General features: G+C 42.8%; 14 protein-coding genes. 10 read left to right on the forward strand and 4 right to left on the reverse strand.

The features are described from left to right. The first annotated feature begins 44 nt into the window (after nt 1-44). A complete protein-coding gene (locus tag OHT75_RS04830) occupies nt 45-296 on the forward strand; it encodes a BolA family protein (protein WP_264725335.1) in 252 nt (83 codons plus the stop codon). 12 nt (nt 297-308) lie between these two features. Continuing rightward, a complete protein-coding gene (gene murA / locus OHT75_RS04835) occupies nt 309-1,568 on the forward strand; it encodes a UDP-N-acetylglucosamine 1-carboxyvinyltransferase (RefSeq protein ID WP_264725336.1) in 1,260 nt (419 codons plus the stop codon). A gap of 120 nt (nt 1,569-1,688) precedes the next feature. Here the strand turns inward: murA and degS are convergent, their stop codons facing one another. Both degS and degQ read right to left on the reverse strand, forming a co-directional pair. Further along, nucleotides 1,689-2,765 (reverse strand): outer membrane-stress sensor serine endopeptidase DegS, encoded by a 1,077-nt coding sequence (gene degS, locus OHT75_RS04840; RefSeq protein ID WP_264725337.1) that lies wholly within the window; start codon nt 2,763-2,765, stop codon nt 1,689-1,691. Nucleotides 2,766-2,903: 138 nt separating this feature from the next. Further along, nucleotides 2,904-4,253: a Do family serine endopeptidase DegQ gene (gene degQ / locus OHT75_RS04845; protein ID WP_264725338.1), complete on the reverse strand. Its 1,350-nt coding sequence runs from the start codon at nt 4,251-4,253 to the stop codon at nt 2,904-2,906. A 290-nt stretch (nt 4,254-4,543) separates the two neighbouring features. Between degQ and zapE the strand changes: the two genes are divergently transcribed. The 8 genes from zapE to rlmB all read left to right on the forward strand — a co-directional run bounded on the left by zapE (nt 4,544) and on the right by rlmB (nt 12,627). Next, nucleotides 4,544-5,653, forward strand: coding sequence for a cell division protein ZapE (gene zapE / locus OHT75_RS04850; RefSeq protein WP_264725339.1), 1,110 nt, complete (start codon nt 4,544-4,546; stop codon nt 5,651-5,653). Nucleotides 5,654-5,931: 278 nt separating this feature from the next. Next, a complete protein-coding gene (gene rplM / locus OHT75_RS04855) occupies nt 5,932-6,363 on the forward strand; it encodes a 50S ribosomal protein L13 (RefSeq protein ID WP_188840149.1) in 432 nt (143 codons plus the stop codon). Between the two features lie 15 nt (nt 6,364-6,378). Further along, on the forward strand, nt 6,379-6,771 hold the full coding sequence (rpsI, locus tag OHT75_RS04860; RefSeq protein WP_188840150.1) for a 30S ribosomal protein S9: 393 nt from the start codon (nt 6,379-6,381) through the stop codon (nt 6,769-6,771). A 263-nt stretch (nt 6,772-7,034) separates the two neighbouring features. Continuing rightward, nucleotides 7,035-7,223 carry a DUF2065 domain-containing protein gene (locus tag OHT75_RS04865; RefSeq protein ID WP_264725340.1) on the forward strand — a complete coding sequence of 63 codons (189 nt, stop codon included), beginning with the start codon at nt 7,035-7,037 and terminating at the stop codon, nt 7,221-7,223. 67 nt (nt 7,224-7,290) lie between these two features. Beyond that, nucleotides 7,291-8,586 (forward strand): adenylosuccinate synthase, encoded by a 1,296-nt coding sequence (locus OHT75_RS04870; RefSeq protein WP_264725341.1) that lies wholly within the window; start codon nt 7,291-7,293, stop codon nt 8,584-8,586. Between the two features lie 131 nt (nt 8,587-8,717). Beyond that, nucleotides 8,718-9,350: a tetratricopeptide repeat protein gene (locus OHT75_RS04875; protein ID WP_264725342.1), complete on the forward strand. Its 633-nt coding sequence runs from the start codon at nt 8,718-8,720 to the stop codon at nt 9,348-9,350. A gap of 31 nt (nt 9,351-9,381) precedes the next feature. Then, the gene (gene rnr / locus OHT75_RS04880; protein WP_264725343.1) at nt 9,382-11,871 is read left to right on the forward strand and encodes a ribonuclease R; all 2,490 of its coding nucleotides are present in this window, start codon (nt 9,382-9,384) and stop codon (nt 11,869-11,871) included. After that, nucleotides 11,872-12,627, forward strand: coding sequence for a 23S rRNA (guanosine(2251)-2'-O)-methyltransferase RlmB (rlmB, locus tag OHT75_RS04885; RefSeq protein WP_264725344.1), 756 nt, complete (start codon nt 11,872-11,874; stop codon nt 12,625-12,627). A gap of 270 nt (nt 12,628-12,897) precedes the next feature. Here rlmB and OHT75_RS04890 read toward each other — a convergent pair whose 3' ends face one another. Both OHT75_RS04890 and OHT75_RS04895 read right to left on the reverse strand, forming a co-directional pair. Next, a complete protein-coding gene (locus tag OHT75_RS04890; protein ID WP_264725346.1) occupies nt 12,898-14,295 on the reverse strand; it encodes an MFS transporter in 1,398 nt (465 codons plus the stop codon). A 48-nt stretch (nt 14,296-14,343) separates the two neighbouring features. Continuing rightward, the gene (locus OHT75_RS04895) at nt 14,344-15,087 is read right to left on the reverse strand and encodes a DUF481 domain-containing protein (RefSeq protein WP_264725347.1); all 744 of its coding nucleotides are present in this window, start codon (nt 15,085-15,087) and stop codon (nt 14,344-14,346) included. Between the last annotated feature and the right edge of the window lie 5 nt (nt 15,088-15,092).

The raw sequence follows: 15,092 nt of genomic DNA on the forward strand, positions 1-15,092 counted from the left end.
ATATTCTATATGGCTATAGGATATTGAAATAAAGGTATATATTCATGGATTGCAAGGTTATTGAGCAAATTCTATCTGATGCGTTAGAGCTGACTGAAGTTCACGCTACGTCGGATGGTAGCCACTATAAAGTTGTGGCAGTAGGTGAATGTTTTGAAAGCATGAGCCGAGTTAAACAACAACAAGCTATTTATGGTCCGCTAGCAGAAAATATTGCCAGTGGCGAGTTACACGCATTAACCATCAAGACATTCACGCCAACTCAGTGGAAGCGTGAAAAACTTTTCAATATGTAATTAGAGAGCCAAGTGGATAAATTAACCATAAAAGCGAGCCAGCCATTATCTGGTAGCGTAGTTATTTCAGGGGCTAAAAATGCCGCCTTGCCTATTTTGATGGCGGGTGTATTGGCTGAAACCGATTTTGTGCTATCTAATGTGCCTAATTTACGTGACGTTAGCACTAGCTGTAAGTTATTACGTTGTTTGGGTGCCGATGTTGATGAGCTGGGGCAGGGTAAAGTGCGAATATCTACCACTAACCTGAATGAGTTTTGTGCGCCATATGATTTGGTGAAAACCATGCGCGCATCCATATTGATTTTAGGGCCATTGCTTGCTCGTTACGGAACAGCCGATGTGTCACTGCCTGGTGGTTGTGCCATTGGTGCTCGTCCTGTGAATCTTCATCTTCATGGCCTTGAGCTAATGGGCGCAAAGATTGAAGTGAAAGAAGGTTACATCAAGGCGCGTGTTGATGGTCGCTTAAAAGGGGCGCATATCTTTATGGATATGGTCAGTGTCGGTGCGACCGAAAACTTGCTTATGGCAGCAGCGCTTGCTGACGGCACGACAGTTATCGAAAATGCGGCCCGCGAGCCTGAAGTCTCTGATCTTGCCCATTGTTTAGTGGCAATGGGGGCAAAAATTAGCGGTATTGGTTCAGCAACATTAACCATAGAAGGGGTTGAACGCTTACAAGGTTGTGAATATCGCGTTATGCCTGACCGTATTGAAACTGGCTCATTTTTAGTGGCAGCAGCGGTTACCCGTGGACATATTCGTTGTGAATCAGCCGATCCTGCTTCTCTTGAGGCTGTATTGTTAAAGTTAGAGGATGCTGGTGCAACAGTGACAACGGGTAAAGATTGGATTGAGCTCGATATGCAAGGCAAACGTCCAAAAGCTGTGAATATTAAAACAGCGCCATTTCCGGCATTTCCAACTGATATGCAAGCACAATTCTGTGTGCTCAACGCACTTGCAGAAGGAACGGGACGTGTCACTGAAACGATTTTTGAAAACCGTTTTATGCATGTACCTGAGCTTATTCGTATGGGAGCTAACATGGCGCTTGAAGGCAATACCTGCATTATTGAAGGTATTGAATCGTTAAACGGTGCGCAAGTGATGGCGACTGATTTACGTGCTTCTGCTAGCTTAGTTATTGCTGGACTCATGGCTGATGGAACAACAACGGTAGACCGTATCTATCATCTTGATCGTGGTTATGAGCATATTGAAGCGAAGTTTAAAGGATTGGGTGGCGAAGTCATCCGGGTGTCTTAATCTTTAGCCTAAGTCGCTATGATTCTAGCATTGCGATTAAAAAAATGAGTTACGACTAACACTAAAAAGCCATCAAGATTAAAATTGATGGCTTTTTTGTATGAGTTGATGACTAAACGTCTATTGTTCGAAAGAGTTTTTCTCAACCACGAATACAGGTATTTGTTGTTTTTGCCCCTGGCGAATCACGGTTAATATGACTTTAGTACCTGGTGGGGTTTCAGCAATTTTATCCATCAGCATTTCAACCCCAGGGATATCATCATCCCCAAAGGCGATTATCACATCTCGAGTTTTGATTTCAGCATTTGCAGCTGGTCCATCGGGATCAATACCGGTTACAAATACCCCCTTTAAATCAGGCAAATTCAAAATTTGCGCAACAACCGGGGTTAATGGTTCACCTGAAATCCCAATCGCGCCACGAATAACGCGACCATCACTGATCAGTTTATCCATAATACTGTGAGCCAGCTTAATGGGGATGGCAAAGCTGATACCATTGCCACCATTATCTCCGCCCACTTTGAATGCAGCAGTATTGATACCAATCAATTCCCCCGTGGTATCAATTAACGCGCCGCCTGAGTTACCTGCATTGATGGCGGCATCGGTTTGTAAAAAGTCGAGATAACCGGAACTTAAGCCACTGCGGCCTGTTGCACTGATAATCCCTTGGGTGATTGTCTGGCCTAAGTTATAAGGATTACCAATCGCCAATACCACATCCCCAACCAAAGCTGGGTTAGTTAAATTAATCGGTACAACAGGTAAGTTATCACCTTCGATTTTCAACACAGCTAAATCGGTTTCAGGATCACTGCCAACCACTTCAGAGGTAAAGCGGCGGCCATCCTGTAATGCGATGACAATTTCATCCGCGCGCTTGATCACATGGTAGTTGGTCAGAATATATCCTTGGGGGCTCATGATCACACCCGATCCTAGCCCTTGTAGCGAGCTAGCGTTAAGCGGAGCGCGTTGATCTATGCTTAAACTGTAAATATTCACCACAGCTGGAGCCGCGCGGCGCACGGCTTTGGCAAAGGATAACTCATTATTTGAACGAGTATTTTGCGAGAAACCACTCTTAAACGGACTGCCTTCAAATGACGTTGCAATTAAAAAAACGGCAGCCATGATCAAACCAAACACTGTGGCCTTGCCTAGGTAAATGCAAATGTCTTTAAAATTCATAGTCTGGTTGGTGTAAGGAAAGTAGGCTTGATAGTAGCATAGGATAAATAATTAAGCATCGAGGATGATGGCTCGATGCTTAATTTACTGAATGCTAACATTGGGTTAAGTTGCCTTATTCCACATAAGGCAATATTTTTAACGCAGTATCAGATAACTTAAATTATTATCACGTAATATTTTAAGGGCTACAGAACCTTGTTGTTTTTCCAGTAAACCTTTGAATGTCTTCAAATCTTTGATTGGTGTGCGGTTAATACCTACGATAAAGTCACCTTTTTGTAAGCCGGACATTGCAGCAGGAGAACCTTGTGCAACTTCCGTTATTTCAACGCCTTTACTGCCTGTTTGTAGCGTTGCACCTTGAAGCATTGGGTGTAATGCTCCTGCAGCGGCTTCAACAGAATCTGCTTTACCTAAGGTGGCTTTGACGGTTTTGTTATCGCCATCGCGGATGATGCCAAATTCTACTTTTACACCTGCACCCATGGTGGCCACTTTAGCGCGCAACTCTTGGAAGGATTTTATGTTGCGGCCATTAACACTGATAATAATGTCACCGGCTTTAATGCCTGCTTTTGCTGCTGCGCTATCTGGCACGACTTCATTTACAAATGCACCGTGTTGAGTTTCTAATCCGAAGGCTTTAGCCAGCTCTTTATCCAAATCGCGACCCGCAACGCCAAGCACGCCTCGTCTGACTTCACCATGCTCGATAATCTGGCTAACAAGGCTATTGACCATGTTGGCTGGAATAGCAAAACCTATCCCAACATTGCCGCCATTTGGCGCGACAATAGCAGTGTTGATGCCCATTAGTTCACCATTAAGGTTAACCAGCGCACCGCCTGAGTTGCCACTATTAATAGAAGCGTCGGTTTGAATAAAGTTTTCGAGCATTTCAATGCCTAAACCGCTGCGGCCTAGTGCACTGACAATACCGGACGTTACCGTTTGACCTAATCCAAATGGATTACCAATCGCCACCGCAAAATCACCGACACGGACTTCATCAGAATCTGTTTGCTTGATTGCCGTTAGGTTTTTTGCCTCAATTTGTAATAGGGCAATGTCTGACTCTTTATCTGCACCAATTAACTTAGCTTCAACTTCACGGCCATCGCTCAAGCCAATTTGAATATCATCTGCACCGTTAATGACATGATGATTGGTCACAATATAACCCTTTTCGGCATCAATAATTACCCCTGAACCTAAGCCCCTAAAGGGTCTTTCTTTTACTTGTTCTTGTGGCGCGTTTGGACCAAAAAAGTAGCGAAATACATCGGGGACTTGCTGCTTAGAAACCTGAGTACCTGACACTGCAACAGATACCACAGCTGGTGTTGTGCGTTCTAACATAGGCGCTAAGCTAGGTAAGGCTTGACCGTCAACCGACATCGGGATTGCTGCATGTGATACAACAGGCATCATGGTTAAAGAGGCGGTTAACAAGGCTGCTGAAAGTAAACTAAGTTTGGTTTTCATTAATTATGACTCCTGATGATTCAAGCTAGTGATAAAAATATGGTGCTTGAATTCACTAAATAAAAGTTAAATATCGTTAATCAAAATGTTTAGAAATACAGGCTTTATCAAGCCGCATTCCTACAGAATCTAGAGAAATAAAGTTATCGATTAGTTACTCAGATAAGTGCGTGTGTCTTTAGTTCATTTACTATTAACAAAGGTTAATTTAATCGGTTTTGACGGTTACTTGCTGGTTAACTTTAATGCTATTATGCGGCCTATCTATTGTTGTAGTGAGTTTTATCGTAGTGACACAGTTAACCCCTTGGCAGCATTATCAACAAGATCTCAGTCGTGAAGATTTTTCTCATGATCTCGCACAAGAACAAGCCGTTAAATCATTACAGCGTGTATATGATGAATTAATCGCAGCAGAACAGCCGATATCTGGATTATCTAAAATATTATCGTTTTTTGCTAAAAAGCCTGCAACATCAGTCACTGGCTTGTATTTGTGGGGGGGAGTAGGGCGAGGTAAAACCTACCTTATGGACACCTTTTATGATGCTCTGCCTGGAGATAAAAAACTCAGAGCGCATTTTCATCGCTTTATGCATCAGCTGCACCATGATTTAGGTGAGTTAAAAGGGGTACAAGATCCGTTACTCACTATTGCCAACAGCATGGCAAAACAATACAAAGTAATCTGCTTTGATGAGTTTTTCGTTTCCGATATTACCGACGCAATGCTGTTAGGTACTTTGTTCCAGGCATTATTTAAAGAAGGCGTCGCACTGGTCGCAACCTCAAATATCATTCCTGATGAGCTGTACAAAAATGGCTTGCAGCGGGCGCGTTTTTTACCCGCTATCGCCTTGATCAATCAGCATTGTGAAATTTTGAATGTCGATTCAGGTATCGATTATCGTTTAAGAACATTAGAGCAAGCAGAAATTTATCACTTCCCACTTGATGAACAAGCCGATCTCAATTTACAAACTTACTTCAAGCAACTTGCACCAGAATCGGAGGTGTTTAGCGATGCGATTGAAGTTGATGGGCGGGCAATTACGATCCGTAAACAATCTCAGGGAGTATTGTTGGCGAACTTTAGAGACCTGTGTGATGGTCCTCGTTCGCAGCGAGATTATATGGAAATTGCAAGGCTTTACCATACGGTTCTTCTTAGTGGTTTAGAACAAATGGGCGATCAACTCACGGGGGATGACATCGCGAGGCGTTTTCTAGCGATGGTAGATGAGTTTTACGAGCGCAATGTAAAATTAATTATTTCCGCGCAAGTGCCATTGGAAGAAATATACACTCAAGGGCTGCTAAGTTTTGAATTTAGACGTTGCCGTTCAAGACTAATCGAAATGCAATCACACGATTATTTGGCGCTTGAACATTTGCCTTAGAGTCAGCATGTAATAATGCTGAGACCTCAGTGTATAAAAAACGAACACAAAATTGCCGATAAAACGATCAAAATATTTGTCGTTTTTAATAAAAACCAGGTGATTTTTGAGTATTCTTTGCGTATAATCCGCCACCTGCCCTCGTTACTCCGCCAGTTTGGGCGGAAGTTTTAAGCCAATATTCATGCTCGAAGGGGCAAGAATCGGTTCATTTTGTGTTAATTGCGACCGCAATTGGCATGTGAGACAGAATTTTAAACATTGGGTTTTTGTAAAAAATGAAGACTACATTTACTGCTACACCAGAAACAGTCACACGTGACTGGTTCGTCGTTGATGCCGAAGGTAAGACTTTAGGTCGTATCGCTACTGAAATTGCTACTCGTTTACGCGGTAAGCATAAGCCAGAGTATACTCCTCATGTTGACACTGGTGATTACATCATCGTTATTAACGCTGAGAAAGTTACTGTTACTGGTAACAAGGCTGCGGGCAAGATTTATTACTCGCACACTGGTTTCATCGGTGGCATTAAGCAGATTTCTTTTGAGAAGCTGCAAGCTCATAAGCCTGAGATGATTATCGAGAAAGCTGTTAAGGGTATGTTGCCAAAAGGTCCTTTGGGCCGTGCTATGTTCCGTAAACTTAAAGTTTACGCTGGCACTGAGCATAACCATGCCGCACAACAACCACAAGTTCTTGATATCTAAAACGGGAGTAAGCTAATGTCTGCAACTCAGTACTACGGCACTGGCCGTCGTAAAACATCTACTGCTCGCGTATTCGCTAAAGCAGGTAGTGGTGCAATCGTTGTTAACCAACGTCCACTAGATGTATATTTTGGTCGTGAAACTGCTCGTATGGTTGTTCGTCAACCTTTAGAGTTAGTTGAAATGACTGATAAACTTGACATCTATGTAACTGTTAAAGGCGGTGGTATCACTGGCCAAGCAGGTGCAATTCGTCACGGTATTACTCGTGCGTTAATGCAACTTGATGAAACATTACGTCCTGCTCTACGTACCGCTGGTTTTGTTACCCGTGATGCTCGTAAAGTTGAGCGTAAGAAAGTTGGTCTACGTAAAGCACGTCGTAAGCCACAGTTCTCAAAACGTTAATTCGTTTTTGGAATGCAAAAAACCCAGCTTATGCTGGGTTTTTTATTGCCTAACGATTTATCATTGTCATCGATGCCCATCATCATAAATAATGGTCTAAAAGGGCTTGAGAAAAGAGGCGATAACGGCGTAAATTTTTAGATTTTAGCATAACGACCTATCATAAAAATCTGCCTTGTTATCATGCACTTTTGCTTAGCTATTTTTGATCACTTATTAACTGTAATTCAGTATCAACACAATAGAATTAGAGATAAAAATACATGACACTGCAGCTCTTTGTAACCGCAATAGCCTTAGTATTGATCCTTGAAGGCCTTGGACCGTTACTTTTTCCACAAAAATGGAAAAAATATTTATTTAAGCTTTCCGGGGAAAACCAAAATGTTCTCAGACGCTTAGGTGGATCTTTAGTCACAGCGGGTATCGTTTTGTTGATTATTTTTCAATAAAAAACTTGCCTACAACCCCCTAAAATCTGTTAAAATTCCACTTTATACCACAACCTTGCAGCAAATAATGGGCAAAAACGTAGTCGTACTCGGCACTCAATGGGGTGACGAAGGCAAAGGTAAGATTGTCGACCTTTTAACAGAACAGGCAAAATTCGTAGTTCGTTACCAAGGCGGCCATAATGCCGGTCATACCTTGGTGATCGATGGTGCAAAAACAGTTCTTCATCTTATTCCGTCAGGGATTTTACGTGAAAACGTAAAATGCTTGATCGGTAACGGTGTTGTATTAGCTCCAGATGCGTTGATGAAAGAAATCAACATGCTGAAAGAGCGAGGCGTACCTGTCGAAGAGCGTTTACTTATTTCAGAAGCATGTCCGCTTATCTTACCTTTCCATTGTGCACTTGATATTGCTCGCGAAAAAGCGCGCGGTAATAAAGCTATTGGCACAACGGGTCGTGGTATTGGTCCTGCATACGAAGACAAGATTTCACGTCGCGGTCTTCGTGTTGGTGATTTATTCAACGCAGAGCTTTTTGCTACTAAACTGCAAGAAGTGATGAAGTACCATAACTTCATGTTGACTGAATACTATCAAGCAGAAGCGGTTGATTACCAAAAGACACTAGACGATGCATTAGCGATTGCTGATTATCTGAAGAGCATGTGTGTTGATGTTACTGAGCTATTAGATACTGCCCGTAAAGCAGGTGAGCCAATTCTATTTGAAGGCGCTCAAGGTACATTATTGGATATCGACCACGGTACATATCCATTTGTAACCTCTTCTAATACAACAGCCGGTGGTGTTGCTACAGGTTCAGGTTTTGGTCCTCGTCATATTGATTATGTACTCGGTATCATGAAAGCTTACACTACCCGTGTAGGTGCAGGTCCTTTCCCAACGGAATTAGCCAATGAAATTGGTGATTACATTGGTGAAAAAGGTCAAGAGTTTGGTGCTACAACAGGTCGTAAGCGTCGTCCAGGTTGGTTAGATGCAGTGGCAATGCGCCGTGCTGTTCAAATCAACAGCGTAAGCGGTTTCTGTTTAACTAAGCTTGATGTATTAGATGGTTTAGAAGAAGTGAAAATCTGTGTGGGTTACCAATATCCAGATGGCACTGTTTCTAAAGTAACGCCATTAGCCGCTGAAGGTTATGAGCAAGTTACACCTATCTATGAAAGTATGCCAGGTTGGAAAGAAACAACCTACGGTGCGACGTCAATTGAGCAACTACCTGTTGCAGCAATTAACTACATCAAGCGTATTGAAGAGCTCTTAGAAACACCGATTGATATTATCTCAACCGGTCCAGACCGTAATGAGACCATGATTTTAGTTAATCCATTTAACTAATTTCGATATCAAAAAAGGCCGCATTAAGCGGCCTTTTTAATGAGACACGGTTACAAAGTACGGCAAAACGACTTAAGAAACCCATGGTTCGGCCGATGAATTAACTAATAAAACTGTCATCGAGAATTGTTATGTTACGGCTTTCATTACTGCTTATATTAATGTTATTACTCGGTTCATCTGTCGAGGTTGCCAAGGCTGAATCTGGCGCTTTTGACATATACAGTGATGAACAACTGATCAAGCTTATCCGCAGCAATCAATATCTTCAACGCGTTAAAGTTGATGAATGTCAGTTAGTACAAGATATTGAAGCGAGAGCTGAAGTATTACAGCAGCCGCTATATCAGTTTTTATGGGGTGAAATGCTGAATCACGGCGTATGTGTCAAGGCACATACTGCTCGGGGTATGGCCATGTTACAAACCGCTGCAGAACAAGGCAGCGCAGAAGCGATGCTTAAATTAGCCGACTATTATTACCAAGGTAAATTAGTGGTTAAAGATCGTAATCGCTCAGTGCAATATACATTACCCGCAGCAGCACATGGTGATGTCAATGCGCGCATGATGTTAGTCAAACTGTTTGCTGAAGGTTATGGTAGCCCACAAGATTATGAAATGGGTTATCATTGGTTGTATAACAGTATTTTTGATGATGAAAGTCAGCAAAAAAAAGCGACATCATTATTACAACAACTTGCTGTGAAAATGCCCACAAGTATTGTTGAAAGGGCTCAGCAGCAACAACTTTATATGCAATAAGGCATTTATATGCCGATGATTTGGAAATTGAATGATCAACGATCCTCATTTTGAGAGAGAGCAAGACAAGTACGACAATCCCATTCCTAGCCGCGAGTATATTTTAGAATACTTGCGCGCTCAAAAGTCACCGGTTACCCGTGACAAAATCGCTGAAGCATTAAACATTACCGCAGAAGAGCCATTAGAAGCCCTGCGTCGTCGTTTGCGTGCAATGGAACGTGATGGTCAATTAGTATTTACCCGTGGTCAAAGCTATGGCTTACCCGAAAAAATGGATTTATTATCCGGTACCATTATCGGTCATCGAGATGGTTTTGGCTTTTTAAAGCTTGAAGAAGGCGGTGACGATTTATTTATTAATAACCGTGACATGCTGATGTATTTTCACGGGGATAAAGTATTGGCTCAAAAAGCCGGTACCGATCGCCGAGGACGTCGTGAAGCGCGAATTGTGCGTTTAGTACAAGAGCGCAGTGCAGCACTAGTGGGTCGTTACCATGTTGATGGTGGAATGGCTTTCGTGATAGCTGATGACCGACGCATTACCCAAGAAATTTTAATTGCCAATGAAGATAAAAACGGTGCTCGCGCCGGCGATGTCGTGGTCGTTGAATTAACCAGAAGACCTGGGCGTTTTGTCAAAGCTGCCGGTAAAGTGACTGAAGTGTTAGGTAAAACCATGGCTCCGGGCATGGAAATCGAAATCGCATTACGTAATTACGATCTTCCACATACTTGGTCTGCGGTTATCGAGAAAAAACTGAAGCGCATTCCTGATGAAGTGCCTGATTCAGATAAGCAAGGTCGTGTTGATTTACGTCATTTGCCGTTAGTGACGATTGATGGTGAAGATGCACGTGATTTTGATGATGCTGTTTATGCCGAGAAAAAACCTAGCGGTGGCTGGCGCTTATGGGTGGCGATTGCCGATGTAAGCCATTATGTGCGTACCGATTCAGCATTGGATACAGAAGCACGTGAGCGCGGTAACTCTGTGTATTTTCCATCACAAGTGATCCCAATGTTGCCGGAGAAAATCTCTAATGGCCTGTGCTCATTAAATCCCCATGTTGACAGATTGTGCATGGTGGCTGAAATGACCATTGCCGCCAGTGGCAAGCTATCTGGATATAAATTTTATCCAGCGGTCATGCACTCGCATGCGCGTTTTACTTATACCCAAGTTGCCGACATGCTTGAGGGAGGCACGATTGCCCCAGAGCACGAAGTATTGTTCCCACACTTACAGTGCTTACAATCTTTGTATTTAACCTTAGATGAGCGCAGAGCTGAACGTGGTGCGATCGCTTTTGAAACCTTAGAAACCCAGTTTATTTTCAATGAGCAGCGCAAGATTGATAAAATTGTGCCAAGAGGCCGTAATCAGGCACATAAAATTATTGAAGAATGTATGATTTTAGCAAACGTAGCCTCTGCTAAGTTTGTTAAAAAGCACAAAGGTGAAGTGTTATACCGTGTGCATGAAGCGCCTTCAGAGCAAAAACTGGCTAATTTTAAAGAGTTCTTGTCTGAGCGTGGATTATCGATGGAGGGTGGTTTAGAACCCACGCCATCGGATTATCAAAATATCATGCTTAAAATTGCTGGCAGACCGGATTCTGAACTCATTCAGGTAATGCTGTTGCGCTCAATGCGTCAGGCTATTTACAGCCCTGATAATGATGGTCATTTTGGGCTTGCATTAGAAGAGTACTCGCATTTTACCTCGCCGATCCGTCGTTATCCCGATCTGATATTGCATCGTGTGATTAAGTATTTATTAGCTAATCAACAAGGGGAAGTGAAAGATAAATGGACCCAAGATGGTGGCTTTAAATACAGTCTTGAGGAACTTGATGCCTTAGGTGAAGAGTGCTCAATGACTGAGCGCCGTGCCGATGAAGCGACTAGAGATGTGAGCGATTGGCTTAAATGTGAATATATGCAAGATCATGTTGGTGATGATTTTGATGCCGTAATTGCCTCTGTCACTAACTTTGGTTTGTTCGTTCGCTTAAACGATCTCTTTATTGATGGCTTGGTGCATATTTCTAGTTTAGCCAGTGATTACTATCAGTTTGATCAGATGCGTCAGCGTTTGGTGGGTGAAAACACTCGCCAGGTCTACCAAGTTGGTGATGAAGTGAGTGTCAAAGTGGCTGCGGTGAATTTAGATGATCGCCAAATTGATTTGATCATGATTGGCGATAACAGTAAAGGCAAAAGTAAACGTCGCAGCAGTGCGAAACCGTTAACCGCGCGTGAACGTGTCAATTTAGAAGGTGCCAAATTAGCGCGTGGTGCTAAAGATGTTCAGACGCCGCCAAAAGGGCGAGCGAAAAAGGCCACTTCAGATGAGAAACGTACTCCGGCGGCTAAAGGAACGGCTAAAAAAACTGCGGCTAAAAAGCCAAGAGTAAAGAAAACGGGTCCCAAAAAAGCGACGGCTAAGTCATCAAATAATAGCGCCTCCGCCGCCAAAGCGGGCAGTGCGAAACGCAGTAAGAGAAAAAGCTAAATGAAAAAACAAGATATTATGTTTGGTATTCACGCCGTTGAAGCCTTATTAAAAAATAGCCCAGAACGTGTCATTGAATTGTGGTTATTACAAGGGCGTGATGATGAACGTTTAGCCCCTATTGTGGAGGCCGCTCAGGCAGCAGGCCTTAAGTCTCAGCGTGCAGCACGAAAAGTGTTAGATGAAAAAGCAGAAAGCACACAACATCAAGGTGTAGTGGCTCGTGTGACTGCGGCCAAAGTGCTTGCTGAAAATGAGCTCGACAGCTTACTAAATAAGCTCACCTCCGATGATAAAATTCCGTTCTTGTTAATCTTAGATGGTGTAACCGATCCACACAATTTAGGTGCCTGTTTACGTAATGCTGATGCGGCTGGTGTACATGGGGTGATAGTGCCTAAGGATAATTCGGTAGGCCTGACATCTGTGGTTAGCAAAGTGGCCTGTGGTGCTGCTGAAATTGTGCCATTATTTCAAGTGACCAATTTGGCCCGTACTATGCGTCATATTCAAGAAAAAGGCGTATGGATTGTCGGTACAGCCGGTGAAGCCGATAACAATGTTTATCAGGCTGACTTGAAAGGCGCATTAGCCATTGCAATGGGGGCTGAAGGCAAAGGTTTACGTCGCCTAACGCGTGAAAGTTGTGATTCGTTAATCTCAATTCCAATGGCTGGCAGTGTTTCAAGCTTAAATGTCTCGGTGGCAACAGGGGTATGTTTGTTTGAAGCTGTGCGCCAGCGTTTAGCTAACTAATACCAATCGTAATAAATAACTGATCAACCTAGCTTGTTAAAATACTCGATAACAGCGTGAGATTTTTTAATTGTAGAATAACTACTTATCGAAAAACCTACCTTGTTCTCAAGCTTTTTTTTCTACGCTATTTTTGATTACTGACTTATCGTTATGGGTATAACAATCATCATTGCTATAAAAAAGCGAGCATCAAGCTCGCTTTTTTATTTTCAGCCCATAAACCACCTACTTCAGAAGGTGGATTTTTTATTTCTATCAAAGTGAGATTTATTTATCGGTTGATTTAGTTGAAGACCCTAATGGTTGCTCCACAATATCATCATCGTTTTCAATATCAGTCACTTGCGAATAGTCAGGCTCGTCTTCTAAGGTGTCTTCTTGGCCTAGCATATCAAATGCGTCATCTTCTGGATTTATCATTTGGTTCTGTACTGATTGCACATTTACTCTAGGGTCAAAAGCTGCCGCTAAAGGGGATGACACTAAATCGCCTCCAGCCATCACATAATCATTGCTAGACCCTTGTTCAGCTTTTTGCTTGTTATTAATGAACAATAAACGGATCACTAAAGTAAAAGCACATATGCTCATAAAGCCGTAGAGCATATCATTACCAATTTGTTGCATCAGTGCCGAAGCGATAAGAGGACCAATACTGGCACCGATCCCGAAGGTCACTAAAATGGTCGCGGATAAGCCAACACGTTCATGTTGCTCCACGCGTGAGTTAGCCAATGCGGTAGCCAAAGGGTAAAGCGTAAAAGCCAGCACTCCGAATATCGCGGTTAATACTAACGAGATTTGGGCATCAAAGGGGACTAAGGCAATAATCAACACTAAGGTACCCAGTAGGCCACAGTTAATGCGAATGAGTCGACTGCGAGGCATTAAATCAGACAGTTTACCCATCGGCCATTGCGCAAGTAAACCGGCAAAAATGGTACAGCTCATATAAAGGGCCACAGATTGAGGCTCAATTCCTTGGGCTGCAGCATAAGCAGGTGCAAGCCCATAGAAACACCCTACTATCATGCTGCCTAAGGCTATGGTTGTTAGCGCTTGCGGGGCACGTTTCCAGTAATGCTTCATGTTAAGCGGAGCAGGTGTAAGAGGTTCAGGGTGAATACGTCGAGTTATCGCGATGGGTACGATACATAGAGCAAAACAAATGGCGATAAGCAACAGTGGTTCTAGGCCAAGTTCTGGATATAAACTAATTGCTCCTTGTCCCGCCATTAACGCTAAGTAAGACACTATCATATAACTGGCAAAAACAGTGCCGCGCTGGCTAGGCTCAGATTGTTCGTTAAGCCAGCTTTCAAGTACCATATACTGGCACATCATACCCATGCCAACTAATACACGTAACACTAGCCAAATGGTGAGATCTTCAATTAACGCGTGCCCTAATGCTGAGGCTGTCACTACACCCGCACACGCCACAAAAGCCCTAATATGTCCCACCTGTGCAATCAGTTTGTGTCCTACTTTTGAACCACAAACCAAGCCAATATAGTAAGCGGACATCATGCCCCCCACCCATATTTGTGGGACTTCCATTGTTGTGAGTTTTAACCCTAAGTAGGTTGTAAGCAGACCGGCGGCAAGCACCATCATGAAAGTGGTACTGTATAACGAGGTGAAACTACGTAGTGGACTGGTCATCACACTGCCTCTATTGGGTTGGTTATCACTCAGTTGAATGGTGGTGCTTTACTGGAACGTATAAAGCAAGTTAAACGTGGTCACAGTATCGGTTTTCTGGCTGTCTTCAGGCACATCTGCGGTATATTTGATGTTAACCCCAATTTTAAATGCCCAGTCTTGAATAAAGGTATTTCGGTAATTCATGTCTAAGGTCAAGGTATTATTTTCACGACCTGTTTCAGCGGTAACATCGGCATTTAGACTGGTGTATTCTTGCAGTTTTATTGAGTATTTAGCAGCAGAACGAACAATGATATCTTCGTTGGAAACTGGGTTCGGTTCGGAAACGGAATCCGTAGGTAAATCATATCGATAACCAGGACCGAATTCTAAACTCAGTTTTGTTTTATTATTTTTAATTAAATCAAAACCATAACCGCTAGAGATTGTATAGATTTTGGTATATGAACCGTATTCATCCCAAGTGAATTCACCCCGTCCAAATACATAACCGCGATCTAACTTATAGTTGGTCTGTAAATACATTTCATATTTTTCTGCTGTTGCTTCAGTGCCGTCAGCAGCATAGTAAGCTTTAAAAGTACCCTCTTGCTTAGTCTTTAGCGTGTCGTAGGTAAGATAAGTGCGACCATTAAAGTTTTTGGTTTCATTGTTACCACTGTTAAGTTGTAAACCCGCTTCGATTTCAGCATTAAAATCATTATCAGGCTCTTGATAATCTGGTGGCACCAATGCCCATGCAGAAGGGGACAAGGCGAGTAAACAGCAGATGGATAGCGCTTTTTTCATGAGGA

The organism is Shewanella subflava, from assembly GCF_025971955.1.
GTDB lineage: Bacteria > Pseudomonadota > Gammaproteobacteria > Enterobacterales > Shewanellaceae > Shewanella > Shewanella subflava.